We start from the raw sequence: 13,662 nt of genomic DNA, 5'->3' as shown, positions 1-13,662 counted from the left end.
CCCATGATGACCGTGCATAAGCTGTCCCACGGCGACGGCCACACCTACTACACCCATGAGGTGGCAACAGGTGATGCACTGCGCTCAAATGACCGTGAAATCGGTGATTACTACACCGTTGAGGGCATGCCCCCTGGTCAGTGGGTTGGTTCATCTATCCATGAGCTCGGGGTCTCTGGCAACGTCACTGAAGCTCAGATGGAAATGCTCTTTAGCGGTAAAGCCAAACCCTTGACCCCCGAGATGTACACCGAAGCTCTTGAGGCTGCTGGTGTAGCTGGCGAGTTTGCGCGCATCCGAGTCATGGAAGAAGAGCGCGTTAAGTACGCAGAAGAGAACTGGCGCATCATTCATGAGGTCAGAAAGGGAACCCCCGAACAACGTATTGGCCGCATGATTGGTCTATCCCGAGAAGCCGTGAATAAGCGCAAACTAAAGATGATGAAGCTCAATACCGTTGAACCGTACAGCGGTAAAGTACCCTCTCTTGCAGAAGCCAAAGAGAGCATCATCGCAACCTACACCATGACCCCGGCTCAGCACCGAGCAGCAGAAGCCAAGGCAGAAGAAGCCAAAGAAAAAGCCAAACTAAAGTGGATCAAAGAGCACGACTTTGGCAACAGAGACCACTCCTACCCCACCGCTAACAAGGACTTCCTCAAGGCAGTTCAGAAGAAAATCGACAAGCACAACAGCCTTGGAAAGGCCGAACCATCCAAGGCTGAAATGCGTGCCTACCGCCTAGAAGTAGCCGCCAAAATGTTCCGCGAAGAGAACGGCTACAACCCCGAAAACGAAGAGCTAGTACGCTACATGCAGCGCCTAGAAAAGCCTGCACAACAGTCAATCGCCGGTTACGACCTCGTATTCTCCCCCACCAAATCAGTCTCAATCGCCTGGGGACTGGGTAACGAAAACCTCCGCAAAGGCATCGAAAAAGCCCACGAAGCAGCCATTGCAGATGTCATTACCTACCTGGAAGAAAACGCGCTTTACACCCGCCGTGGGCAAGGCGGTGTTGAGCAAATCGACGTTGACGGCGGCATTATCGGCACTAAATTCCGTCACTACGACTCCCGAGAAGGCGACCCCAATATCCACGACCACCTGGTCATCGTCAACCGAGTCAAGGGTGCAGATGGTAGATGGTCAGCCATCGACGGGCGCAATATTTACGGCTACGGGGTCAGCGCCTCCGAACTTTATAACACCAAAATCTCCCAGTACATTCACCAGAACCTGGGCCTTGAGTTCGTTAAAGTACCGCGTAAAGGCAAGTTCATTTACGAGCTGGCCGGGTTCGAAGATAAAGCAATCCAGGCCTTTTCATCACGCCGCGCCAGCATCAACAAAGAGTACAAAAAGGTTCATGCCCAGTTCGTCAAAGACCACGGCTATGAGCCTAACGAGCGTCAGGTCAAGCAACTCTACCAGCAGGTTACTCTCTCAACTCGCCCCCAGAAACTCGAAGCCAAGTCCCTCAAAGACCTCAATGAACTATGGCGCGAGAAAGCTGCATCCCTCAAAGATGTTTACCTACCCACCGGCGATGAGCTAGAACTACATCTGCGTAATTCTTCTACTACGCAGGCTGAAAAGGTTGTTTCCGGTAAGAGCGAAGCCCTCACTACCTCACCCCTAGAGCACGCCGAAAAGATTATTGGCCGTCTTGAAAATACGCGTTCGATGTGGAGCGACCGCCACATCGAAGCCGAGGCACACCGCTACTTCCGAGAGCTCACCAACGGCTCTTTCATTGACGACGACATCTTCCAAAACACCATCAAGTCCGTCAAAAATATCTCTCTTTCAATGCGGGCCGAGCACACAATGGACGTGCCCGAAGAGAAGTTCCGTAAGGACGGCACCAGCGTCTGCACCCGCGCAGGTAGCCAGCTCTACACCACCCACCGCGTCATCGAAGGCGAGCAGAACCTACTCTCAGCAGCACGCAATGACGCCACCGCCCCGGCTCAAAAAGATACCTTTGAGCAGCAGCTCAAAGCCCACCGGAAAGCCAGCCAGGTATCAGAAGCACAGGAAAACATGGCCCGTGCTTTTGCCACCAGCCCCAAGCGTCTAGTCGTTGGTATAGGCCCTGCCGGTGCCGGTAAGACCACCTCAACCGTGCTGACCGTCAAGACCATCAAGGCACAAGGACGCAAGGTTATCGACCTAGCCCCCACCGCAGCAGCGGCAGCTGTCATGAGCCAAGAGCTGGGAATCGAGGCCACCACTCTTGACCGTTTCCTACACGAAAGCGACAAGACCAAGCACACCTTGACCCACGGCGACGTCCTGCTGGTGGACGAAATCAGCATGGTCTCAACCCCCAAACTCAACGAGCTACTGACCCATTCCTACAACAGCGGTGCAGTTATCCGAGGTATGGGCGATACCCGTCAGCTCTCAGCCGTTGGTGCCGGTGGTGCCCTACGACTGATTGAACGAGAAGTCGGTGCTGTCTATCTCGAAGACGTTTTCCGTTTCCGTAACGAGGACGGCAGCACCAACATTGAAGAGGCCAACGCCTCTATGCTCTTGCGTGAACCTGCCGCTACCGGAGCCGACAAACCCTTTGCCTGGTACATCGACAATAACCGTGTGATGGCCGGTGAATCTGATGTCATGCTCTCCAAGGTCTTTGAGGCATGGAGCGCAGATACCGCAGCCGGCAAAAAATCACTGATGCTGGCAGCTAACAATCAGGCCGTCCAAGAGCTAAATAGGCGCGCCCAGATTCAGGCCATTGCCCAGGGCAAGGTAGTGGAAAATAAGTGGGGCATCTCCCTGCATGATTCGACCACAGCCTACAAGGGCGAGACTGTCGTAACGCGTGAGAATGACCGCCGTAACCAGGTACGTGGTGGCAAAGACTTTGTGAAGAACGGCGACCTCTGGCAGGTTCTCTCCACCCGTAAAGACGGGTCTATGGTCGTCAAGAACCTCAAGCACGGTGGTAAGACTGTCCTATCAGCTCACTACGTTGCCAAGAACGTTGAGCTGGGATATGCCTCAACTATTCACCGCTCCCAGGGTGCGACCGTAGACACCGTTCACGCCTACGTTGATAAGAGCACCGACCGCGCCGGGGCCTACGTTGGTATCACCCGTGGCCGTTTCTCCAACCGCATCTACGTGGCTACCGACGCCGAGAACAACCGCGACGCCGTGCTGGAGGCTATCACTAACAACTACGATAAGAACCTCTCCGTGCATGAAGAGGTAGAGCGTCTGCGCGCAGAGACCCGCGACGTGGCAACCCGCGTCAGCATCTACAACAACCTGGCCGAGCACTCCATGAAGCAGTCCTACGCCACCATGCTGCGCCAGGAAGTCGGGGACACCCTGGCTGAGAAGATGATTAACGCCGGGGCTTACGGGGCCCTGTGCTACGAGCTAGATGAAGTCTACCGTGCCGGGTTCGACCCCCGTGATGCTGTACGCCAGGCCTTCCCCACTCGCGGGTTCGAGGACGCCCACGATGCAGCGGCCGTCATGCAGTGGCGTGTGAAGCAGGTACGCGAGCACAACGAGGCATTGCTTGAGGAACGCATGGCCCGCCCGCTAGGTGGCTACTCTGATGCCACACTGGCTAAGATGATTGCCCGTGCTGAGGCCAACCTGCCCAAGAAGCCTGATAGCGCCAACCTTGAAGATGCCAACTGGGCTGACCGTCCCTACGCTCTGGTGAAGACCGAAGAGCTACGCGAGATGCGTATGAAGACCTTTGCCCTGTTGCGCTCTCGTGAGGACGCCAAAGACCCCCATATCGACGATTTGCGGCAGAACGCTTACGCAATGGATAACGAATGGGTACGACGTGCACAGATGGGCCCGGAGCAAAAGGCCGTGGAGCAGTTCGTCCGTGGTGAGAAGCGCCGCGACCACCTCTTCACCATCGTCAAGGCTCTCAAGAGTGAACAGCGTCTGCGTAGAACCGCACTCAAGACCGTAGAAGATGCCGGGTACAAGACCCCGGCCAAGGACGCGGTACGTGCGGGGGTCTCCAACCACACCGTTGACCCGTACTGGGCTACTAACCCGATGGTCAAGCCTGAGAACAAGGCCCTGCTAGCGTCCCACCGTAAGCAAATCGGGCAGCTTATCGAACTGCGCGGTAAGCAGCTGGCCGATGAACGCCCCGAGTGGGTCAAGTCCTTGGGTGAGGTGCCAGCTTATCCCCGTGCAGCCAAGCGCTGGTACAGGATCGCCGGTGAGATTGAGGCCTACCGCAACCAGTACAAGGTGCCTGTCGGTGAGGTTGTGGCCATTCCGAAGAAGTACCAAGAATCGGAGCGCGGCCAGTACCTGCAAGCCCAGATGGTTGCCATGCACAAGAGCTCCCGCCTGTCCTCAACTCTGCTCTCTGCTGAAGAGTCCGCAAGGATTGCACAGCGAGCCGAGCACCTGCAAGAGACCCGCGAGAACCGTTCAGAGGTCGAGTACGTCCTGGATGTGCAGAACCGTGATGAGAAGGTAGCTTACCTCCAGGAGCAGGTCAGCTCCTTTGATGAGCAACTTGCGAATCTATCGGCCCAAAGCGATGAGGTGGCCCGCAAGACCCGTGAGCTCAAGCAGCTGGTAGAAGAGCTGACCCCCTTGCACCAGCAGTACCGTGTGGAGTTGCTCAAGGCTCAGTCTGATGTATTCTTTGACGCGAAGAAGGCCTACCGCCCGGTCAAGGAGGCTAAGGCAGCGCTGGAGGGGGCTAGCTTCTTCAGCCGTGCTAAGGCCGCGCGTCAGGTAGATGAGGCCACCGCCAAGTTTGCTGCATCCTATGGTGGGTTCACCACACTTGAAGAGGTTGAAGCGCAATGGGTGCCTGCCCAGGGTATTGTGCGTGAGGCCAAGGAGCGGTTCGAGCTGAACCAGGCCGCTTTGGCTCAGGCTAAGGAGCAGCTGGAGCAGTTCGAGCAGCAGGGTCAGGACGTGAAGCGAAAGATGATGAAGGCCCGTAGCTCTCGCAAGGACGCTCAGGTGAAGCTGGGTAAGTTGCAGGAGACGGTGCAGGCGCGTCAGCATCGTAGCCGTCAGATTGCTGTGGCTCTTGATGCTCAGGCCAAGCGTGAAAGCGCCGCTGACCGTCTGAACCGGCAACAAAAGGTGTTCAAGACAGCTATCCGGTAGAGGACAGTGTTCTTCCCTAAATCCCCCTTAGTTGCTCACTACCAGGAGGAGCTATATACACAGCTACATATAAAAGGGTTGTAAATCTCAGTAAAAAGTGAAACAATGTAGGTGTAGGATTCCTGAAGCAAAGGGACTCCCGCATTGCCTTAACCCCCGCCACTAGCGGGGGTTTTGTGCATCTACAACGGCTAAGGCCAGATACGCCCTCGACCTCGACTCGGTGTATATATTGAATGGTTGAATGTGTCCCATAAATCACGCTTGAACTTTTGAGCTTTTGGATTACTCTCTTCGATAGTTTCCAGCCGATTGTAGATATAGGTTGTCATGTCAGCAGCCTGAAGCAGTCTACTCTCTGTCGAAGCTATGAATTCAAGATCAGGGTCGATTCCCTGCAACTTATTTGATTTATACCCGTAGGTTCCCTGTGTTCGATAACGTGAGAAATTACTTCGGCTTGTGGTTGCGGTGTGGTGCTCATCAGCTATAATGTGCACTTGGTTTTGTTCATAGCCATAATAATTAATCTGTTCAAAAAGATGGCTGAAAGCACGTTCCCTAGGGCTCATCTGCTTATTAGCTGCTGGGTGAAGCGCAGCATGATGGATGCCTTCCACAAAAACTCGTGCACCTGATTGATAGATTGCATCGAAAACTTTGCGGAACATTGCAAACTTGATACGCAAAGGTACGTCCTTCCACACCCCCTTCCCGTTCATCATCTCACTACCGTGAAACTCTGTGTCTGGAGTCAACACCGGAACCACCTGCGAGTACTCACCCATGATTGAATCCATTTTGTCCGATATCTCTATTATTTGTTGAGCAGAAGCAACGATAGCTCCCATAAAGTAATGAGTATTAGCTCGTTCTGACTCATCGATAAAAGCAAAAATCTCTTGGCTTGGGGAGGGCGGCTGATTCTGACATCCTCCATGAGTTCGACTATCGCAAGACAGAAATTTGTGCTCGGTGTCGCAGAAGTAATAGTGCATCGGAACCCTTGGTATCTATCTTTGTTTTAACATTTATTATTCTAGCTGTCCGAAACAAATCACAGAAAAATAAAAAAAGGGGGTAGTCCACAGGATCTGTGGACTACCCCCTGGCCATTGCTGGCGACGGTGTCTATCTACTAGCTACCGGTAGATTCTTTCTCTTCTGTATCTGAGGGGCCCTCTAGCATCTGAGTGGGTTCTTCTTCTGCCGGGTAGAGCACATCCCAATTAATCTTGGGAAAGGGCCTGGGCTCAGTCATTGCCCGTTCATAGGTGTGAGGCTCAACGTGGTTATAGGGCGTGCAGTTTGAGAACGGGGAGGACGAACCATCAAAGAGCATCTTGTTCTGGATGTCAGCTTCTCGCCACCATTCCCGCAGACTCGTGGCCTGCTTCAAGGCGTCCTCATCCCCCACCGGTGTGCCGGTCATATCGACGTCGGAAATACTCACGGTCAGGGAGGCCGCCCACAGGGCGATGAGGCGGTCTACAGCCTCGGGGTGCAGATACCACTTGATGCAGGGTTGGTGCGCGCGGTTGGACTCGAGAACCTGGAAGTACCATTGCACAAAGTTCTCAAACTCGTCCTGTTGGGCGGGGCTAAGGGTCAGTAGCCGGTTCGGTTCTTGGGGGTTATACAAGGCGCAGGGGCTCCTTCTTATCTGGGGACGGGGACGGGGACGATGAGTTCTCTTTAGCTAGTCCCAGGCTGTAGCCCAGGCTGTTAGCGATTCGCTCTACTTCTTTGGGGTCAATTTTCTCTTTGAGTGCTTCATCTCTGAACCAAGGGGTGGTTTCGACCAGGCCGCGCCCTACACCTGAGATACGGCAGACGGCCCGGAACTGGGGCAGGTTACTGAGTTCGGCCACCGACATAATCTCTTCCTTGCGGCGTGAGATGGAGGTTGAGGTAGCCCCGGTATTGAACCCGCCCTCACGTGAGGCTGAGGACGAAACGGTTTTCTTCTCATAGGTGCCCAGGGTCTTAGCGATAGCCGCTAGCTCACGCTCTTCGTCAATGCCACCACCAACGACCTTGACGGTAGCCGCAGACAGCAGAGCCCTAAAGCCCTTTTCGCCGTAGAGCCTGGCCCCGTCTGAGTATGTCTGGAAATACTGATTGACGATGATGCCGCGAGACCCAAAGTAGGTGTACCGCTTGGGCATGGTGCGAATGTGAACGGTGTTGTTCGCTTCATCGAAATCGCAGACCAAGGGCGGGTCAAGCCGTGGGCTTGCCGCGTCCAAGGCGGCGTTCATGACAGCCTCAGCGAGCAGGGAGGATAAGGTGGCAGCAGAAGAGCCGCCGTCCTTGACCAGAATGATGAGGGTGTCACGGGTACGGACGAACTTGGCAGGGTCAAAGAGCTCGTGCTTGCGGACGGTGCTGGAGTCGAGCCAAGGGATAATCTCATCGTTAGAGAGCGCCGAGAGAATACGAGAGGCACCTGCCAGGATGTTCTCTTTGGTCTTATCGGGCTGTTCTGCCACCTTCTTGACATCAGCAGACAGCAGAGGGAAGTCCTGCTGAACGATGGAATAGAGCTGGGCAAGGGTTGATTCTTGAGTCATTTCCAGCATCTTCACCACCGAGTACCCGCGTGATGAGGCCGCGAGCAAGGAGGCGACAACGACTTTTTGGGCTAGAGGCTCAAAGAAAGCATCCGATGAGACGTTATCGCTTTCGCCTGAGAGCTTGGATGAGTCATTGAGGATCTTTGCGTAGGCTTCAGCGCGAGAGCGAGAGGTGATAGAACCGAGGAAGTTCCAGACCATCAGAGGCTTCTTTTCTTGGTCGTCAGCTACAGGTACAGGTAGTAGCCCCTCTGTATCCCATAACCAGATTTGGCCCATGTGCTGACGGGCGGTAATAATCTCAGCAACCCCATCAGGCTTATTGGCCGTAAAGATATAAGCCCCAGGTGCCTCAATTGCGTGGCGCACTACGATACCGCTGGTTTTACCCATGCGGGGGCCCATAAAGTACAGGCCGACTGACTCCCAGTTCTGGATTACGCATTTTCCTGACCCGATGATACGTCCGATGGTCAGGCCGGTGAGAGTAGCGTGTTTGGAGAGGTTTTTGCCGGTGGCGGTTTTCTCTAGCTTATGTGCCCCCAGCAGCTGATTCTTGCGCTCGGGTGACTTCTCATTAGGTTCTTCACCAAAGACCACGAAGAAAATAACGCAGCCGATGATGACCAGGGCAACGAGAACCCAGCTAAGGGGTGAGGCTTTGATGCGCCCGGTAATGAGTTCGAGAATACCGATAAGGGGGTTGAGGCTTGTGGTTTTGGCCCCGGTGAGCCGTTGCCCTACTTGGAGGGCAACGGCCAGACCGATAAAGCCTAGTACCAGTGTGTAGAGCCCCACCCATGAACGTGAGCGGAACATAAGGTGTGTGTCCTTTCTACTACTTCTTAGGCAGCACGCATAGGTGAGCGGGCACGAGAGATAGCTTGGCCCCATGCTCCATCAGATTCAAAGATTTCTTTCTCGCCCCGTGTGATGGTCAGCTGGAAAGGCTTACCAGGGCCCTCACCGTACTTGAGCAGGAACTTGCCGCGTCCGATGGGAGGTGAGACCTGCATGGTTTCAGGATCCATGTGACCAGCTGGTGACCAGGAGATGAGAGTGTTCTTCTCACGCTGTGTCATGGGCATGACCTTATCTAGGGCCTCCATATCGTCCTCAGCCAGCGCCCCGTAGAGCTTCATGGGTGAGCGCTCAAGGAAGCCCTTAGCCTTTTTAGTCAGGCCAGGGTCGTTGAACACAAAGTCTTTGGGGGTGTGAGTAATGAGAATCTGGGCAATACCCAAGGTGCGGTTAAGTCGGGTGATTTCGTCGATGTGGTGAATCATCTCAGGGTTAATCTCTAGCAGCGCCCAAAGCTCATCCATTGCCACGCAGTAGTTCCGCTGAGGTTCCAGGCCCACATCAGCTAGACGTTTGGCCGCGCCAATTGCAGCCTGACCGTAGGCCCAGCAGACAATCTGGACAGCAGCCAGCAGGTTCTTGTTTTTAGACTCGCGTACCGATGAGATGTCAAAGTCCACTGAACGGGTCACGTCAATCTCGGTAGTGGTCTGGCGAGAGAATACGTCACCGAACGCGCCACCGGTGTTGAAGACGTTCAAAGCCAGCACCAAATCGCGTGAAGCAGCCTTGTATTCTTCTGTGGTTTCAGTCAGTAGCGCGGTTCGCATCGCTTCGTTGCCTGCCAGAACAGCTTGACGTACATCTTCAATCAGAGGCTGGCGGGGCGGGTTTTCTGCCATGCACTGTGCATCTGCTTGGTCGATAGCAAGTGAGAGCAGCAGAGAGTCGTTGGCAACTCGGGTTGCCTTTTCATCACCTGAGAGCCGGAAGAGGGACTGCATGGTAGAGACGCGGCGGGTATGAATCTCTGCCTTGAGGGTCTTTGCGTGGCGGGTGCCATTGGCGGCATCAAAGGCTTCGAGGTCTTTGATACGGTGCCACAAAGGCCCGGCATCCAGAGGGTTAATGGCGTCCAGTTCGGGGCCAGGTTCAATGACCTGCCCGCCCAGGGCCGTGATGGTCTTTCTAAAGTCGGGCTTCACATCGCCCAGGGCCATAATCAAGAACCCTGCATCGGCAATTCCTAGCATCATTCGTTGTACCAGCGTTGATTTGCCGCGCCCGTTGAGACCCATGACGATTGCCAAGGGGGCAGAGATAATACCGGCAAGGTAGAGGGAAACAGGATCTCCGGTGACAGGCTGGCCATTGGTCAAAGAGCGGCCCAAGATGGTGCCAATGAGCGGTTCTGAGGAACCGACGCAGAAGGGGAAGAGACCGGCGACCTGTTGGGATGAGGCTGAAAATTCTACGGGTGGTTCGATGACGCTCATGTAGCCGCCACCTGATTTTTTGAATCCTCGGGAGGTCAGTTCGCTGAATTGTGCTTCTGGTGCCGGGGCTTCTTCGGGGGCAAAGTCTTTTTTGGAGCCGTTGAATTTATCGAGGATTTTGATAGTCCAGTCGATGAGGAAGTCCATGTGTCCGCCTGCCTAACGTGGTGGTGGGTGATGTTTTGAGGTGTAAAGGGGTACGTCCCCCTAAGCCAGCTAGGGCCCAGGGGGACGGGTAACGATGAGGTGCGTAGGTTAGAGCTTGAACTCGCGCGGGATGATGCCAGCTCCCAGGCCCAGGGCAAAGGCTGCATCGTGGGTGTAGGTAGCTTCACGTAAGCCCAGGTTGACCCCGGTGGCCCCGGCACGGCGCACATCGGTGGAGATACGCGGGAACTTCTTTGGGTTATCAGTGGTAGCGCTGACAATCATGGTGAACGGCACCAGCGTGGCCCCGTGTGCCATCTCGTTTTCGGTCTGTTCTGCCTTTTGAATCAGTACGCGAGAGCGGGAGCCTCCCTTTCGCCCTTTCTGGTTGCCTTCATAGAGGGCATCGTTAACGGTGCTCAGGGCGATTTCGTGGCTCTTATCCTGGGCTAGGGGCCGGTAGATAAGGGTCACGCGCTTCTTCTCTAGGTTGGCATCAGGTGAGAGTAGAGCCCGGAGCGAATCTTCCATGAAGAGGGTGGCCGGGGGTTTCCACATCTGGAAGCTCTTGGTGTAGTAGCCCGAGTGCGCGTAGTAGTCCTTTTCGGCGTCCGCGTGAGTGGGCCCTGCTTCTTCCCAGCGCAGATTGGTGCCACCATCAGCCATGCGAGCAACATCAATAGAGTGTGCCTGGCCGGGATTATAGGCGGAGTAGAAACTGTCAGTAATTGATTGGGCATCCATCAGGCGCACTGTACCGGCAGCGGCAGCTGAGAGGGTGTCCTTGAAGCTCTTGATAACCGTAGAGACTTCATCGGCCAGTTCGTCCTTGGTGCGCGCGGCAATGCCCTCTTCGCTCATGGCCCGAGCTGAAAAAGTCAGTGAGACGGTGTGCTCGATACGCGGCAGGGCCTGGTTTTCCATATCCAGTACCTCGTCCATGATTTCCCGAGCAGCTAGGGGTACTGGGGAATCACCGGCGTAACTGCGGTGCTTGGCCACAGCCAGGGGCAGGCGCATACCGGAGTCTTTGGTGGAGACAACGGATGCGGCAACCTGGATGAGGTTGGCGCTGGTGCCTGCTTGGCGCTGGAATGCGGCCCACTGGGCTACCATGCCATCGACGAACTTTTGGTCTAGGAGCTGAAGACCGGGGGCTGCAACAGACATGAAGATGGTGCCGACCTCGCGTTTAGGATCCCAGAGCAGGCCAAAGGGCTCATGGAATGAGTCGATGTAGTCTGAGCATTCGGTGGTAGCCAGTACACCCGGTAGACGGTAGGAGCCGTCGGGGGTATTACCAGAGGGGCCGGGACGGTAGGAGGTCAGGCCTTCCTTTTTTGCTTTGAGAAAGAGCTTTTTCATTTTCTTTTCCTGCCATTTGTAGCGTCCTGCAACCCCCTTGCGGAGGCGACGCAGGATGTAGATGCCGGAGATAGTGATGTAGATAAGCACAACCCACATGGAGTAGCGGGCCAGGGCGGGGATGAGGGAGAGGAGGAACCAGAGGGCAAAGGCACTAAAGATGATGCCCACTGCCAGGTTCGAGACTGCTTTGGGGATGCCAAAGAACCCTGAGTCTGGTGGGATGATGATGTTGCCGTAGCGGGTACGGGTTTCTTCTTGGGTACTCATTTACTGGCCTGCTCCTTCTGGTCTGATAGCGCCTTCGGTTTCGTCCCCAATTGCGCGGGTCATATCTTGCAGATACCGGGCTGCATCGTGGGCAGCTGTTCCCCCGCGTGGGCGGTAGGTGCTGTTGGTGGTGGTAGGTGCCCCGTTGGCAGTGGCGGGAGCCGAGGATGAGCCGCCGTCTGAGTAGCTTGATGAGAGGCTGGCACCTGAGCTTGCAGAGGTATCGGAACCTGCTGAGGTGCCCGAGACCTCAGCGGAGGTTGCCCCGGTACTTGAGCTGGAAGAACCGGCAGCACCGCTTGCGGTAGAGCTAGAGCTAGTGTCTGAGTCGGCTCCACTAGCTGGCGTCTGAGCGCTGGCACCTGTATCGAGGGCGCTAGCTCCTGCTGCATCAGAGGTACTTGCACCTGTATCGGGGGCGTCGGTGCTTGCCCCACTCTGAGCCCCAGCTGGTTCAGTAGTAGAGCTATCGGGTGCGGAGGTATCGGATGCAGGGGCACCGTCAGCTGAGTAGCTATCAGCACCGGCAGCATCAGCGTCACTGGCACCGAGATTCGAACCAGTAGCATCAGCCTCTACCCCTGGTGTGCCGCCTGGTGCAGAGGCTTCATCGGCACCAAGTTCACTAGCACCGGTTGTTTCACCAGCACCAGCACCAGTACCGCCGGCAGCGCCTGAGCCTTCTGCGGAGGCATGGGCTCCACCAGCAGCGAGCTCTGAACTTGCACCGCCAGCAGCCTCAGCACCGGCACTACCACTTGCGCTACTTGCTGCACTGGTGCCAGCTGTGGCCGTACTTGCACCAGCAGCAGTACCACCGGCGGCACTGCCCGCCGCGCCGCCAGCAGCTCCACTGGCACCGGTAGCAGCAGCGGCAGGAGCAGCACCAGCACCACCAGTAGCCGCACCCGCAGCCATCACAATAGCTGCACCCACCGCCGCCGACGCAGCAGAAGAAAGAAAACGACCACCAGATGCACCAAGGACACCAGACATAGGAGCCACCAGAGCAACCAAAGCAGGCAAAGAAAGGCAAGCGAGAATAATAGTCATCAGCCCCGCAATAATTGATAAAGCAGGGTTAGATGTACCCTCAAAGGAGCTGAGATTTCCGCCAAGAGTCAGGGCAACCCCAAAACCATAGATAATGGCAGCAGCTGGTTTGAACATCACGCAGGAAATAATCCAGCCCACTTGCTTCCAGAAGGCCCGGTTTCCTTGAGCAGTTACCGATGCAGCAGCAGTAATCGGCAAAAGACCCGACAAAAGGGAAGCCGCAATATCTGTGCCCATAGCCATCATGAGCTGAATCAGTGAAGCGAATAAGACGAACGGGGCGACATTATAAAGTGCAATAGCAATAAATCCGGTAGTAGCAATTTCTGTTCCTTGTGGGAGCGTAGAAATCATTGTGGCTCCCTCATGGCCAGCTATCTTGACGATGCCCCTAAAAATCCAAGGGGAAAACTCAGAGGAAAAAGCCATCAGTAACTGGGTGCCAGGAATCGCGACACTACCTGCAATAGCTACACGCATCAGCCCTTCGATAAGCACTGAGGTGTCTTCTTTAGCTCCAGCAGATCGTCCTACTCTCACAAAGGCAACGATAAGACCAACTGTGCCAACCATCGCAGCCAGAGGACGGGTGACGTCGCTAATCACTCTGACAACAGATTCCTCGCCATCACCGATAGGTTTAATTTCCAGCCACCAGATTCCAACGAGGTTGAGCATATCCACAAGCCAGATATAGATATATCCTGCTAAGGCTTCAAGAGCTTTGCCCAATGCAGATTGTAAAAGAGAATTGATAACAGGCATCAGTGCTTCTTTCTTCGTGTGTGCCAGTCACAGCGCTTATGTATGGTGGTGCTACC

Annotated in this window: 7 protein-coding genes; 1 reads left to right on the top strand and 6 read right to left on the bottom strand. The window is 55.2% G+C overall.

Features of this window, described 5'->3' with window-relative positions:
- Positions 1-3: 3 nt before the first annotated feature.
- Positions 4-5,130 (top strand): MobF family relaxase, encoded by a 5,127-nt coding sequence (gene mobF / locus ACRCJM_RS01250; RefSeq protein WP_431463492.1) that lies wholly within the window; start codon positions 4-6, stop codon positions 5,128-5,130.
- Between the two features lie 191 nt (positions 5,131-5,321).
- Here mobF and ACRCJM_RS01245 read toward each other — a convergent pair whose 3' ends face one another.
- The 6 genes from ACRCJM_RS01245 to ACRCJM_RS01220 form a co-directional block, all read right to left on the bottom strand.
- Positions 5,322-6,128 carry a DUF3800 domain-containing protein gene (locus tag ACRCJM_RS01245; protein ID WP_431463491.1) on the bottom strand — a complete coding sequence of 269 codons (807 nt, stop codon included), beginning with the start codon at positions 6,126-6,128 and terminating at the stop codon, positions 5,322-5,324.
- Positions 6,129-6,268: 140 nt separating this feature from the next.
- Positions 6,269-6,772, bottom strand: a complete 504-nt coding sequence (locus ACRCJM_RS01240) for a hypothetical protein (RefSeq protein ID WP_431463490.1) — start codon at positions 6,770-6,772, stop codon at positions 6,269-6,271.
- Complete coding sequence (locus ACRCJM_RS01235) at positions 6,765-8,525, bottom strand: type IV secretory system conjugative DNA transfer family protein (protein ID WP_431463489.1); 1,761 nt, start codon at positions 8,523-8,525, stop codon at positions 6,765-6,767. The genes ACRCJM_RS01240 and ACRCJM_RS01235 overlap by 8 nt, the downstream gene beginning before the upstream one ends.
- 26 nt (positions 8,526-8,551) lie before the next feature.
- Positions 8,552-10,150 (bottom strand): hypothetical protein, encoded by a 1,599-nt coding sequence (locus ACRCJM_RS01230; RefSeq protein ID WP_431463488.1) that lies wholly within the window; start codon positions 10,148-10,150, stop codon positions 8,552-8,554.
- A 108-nt stretch (positions 10,151-10,258) separates the two neighbouring features.
- Entirely contained in the window at positions 10,259-11,785 is a 1,527-nt protein-coding gene (locus ACRCJM_RS01225; RefSeq protein ID WP_431463487.1) for an SCO6880 family protein, read from the bottom strand.
- Entirely contained in the window at positions 11,786-13,519 is a 1,734-nt protein-coding gene (locus ACRCJM_RS01220; protein ID WP_431463486.1) for a hypothetical protein, read from the bottom strand.
- Positions 13,520-13,662 lie beyond the last annotated feature (143 nt).

It is taken from the genome of Rothia sp. L_38 (genome assembly GCF_050689125.1).
GTDB lineage: Bacteria > Actinomycetota > Actinomycetes > Actinomycetales > Micrococcaceae > Rothia.
Note: the sequence above shows the minus strand (reverse complement) of the source record. Positions and strands in the feature narration are given on the sequence as shown.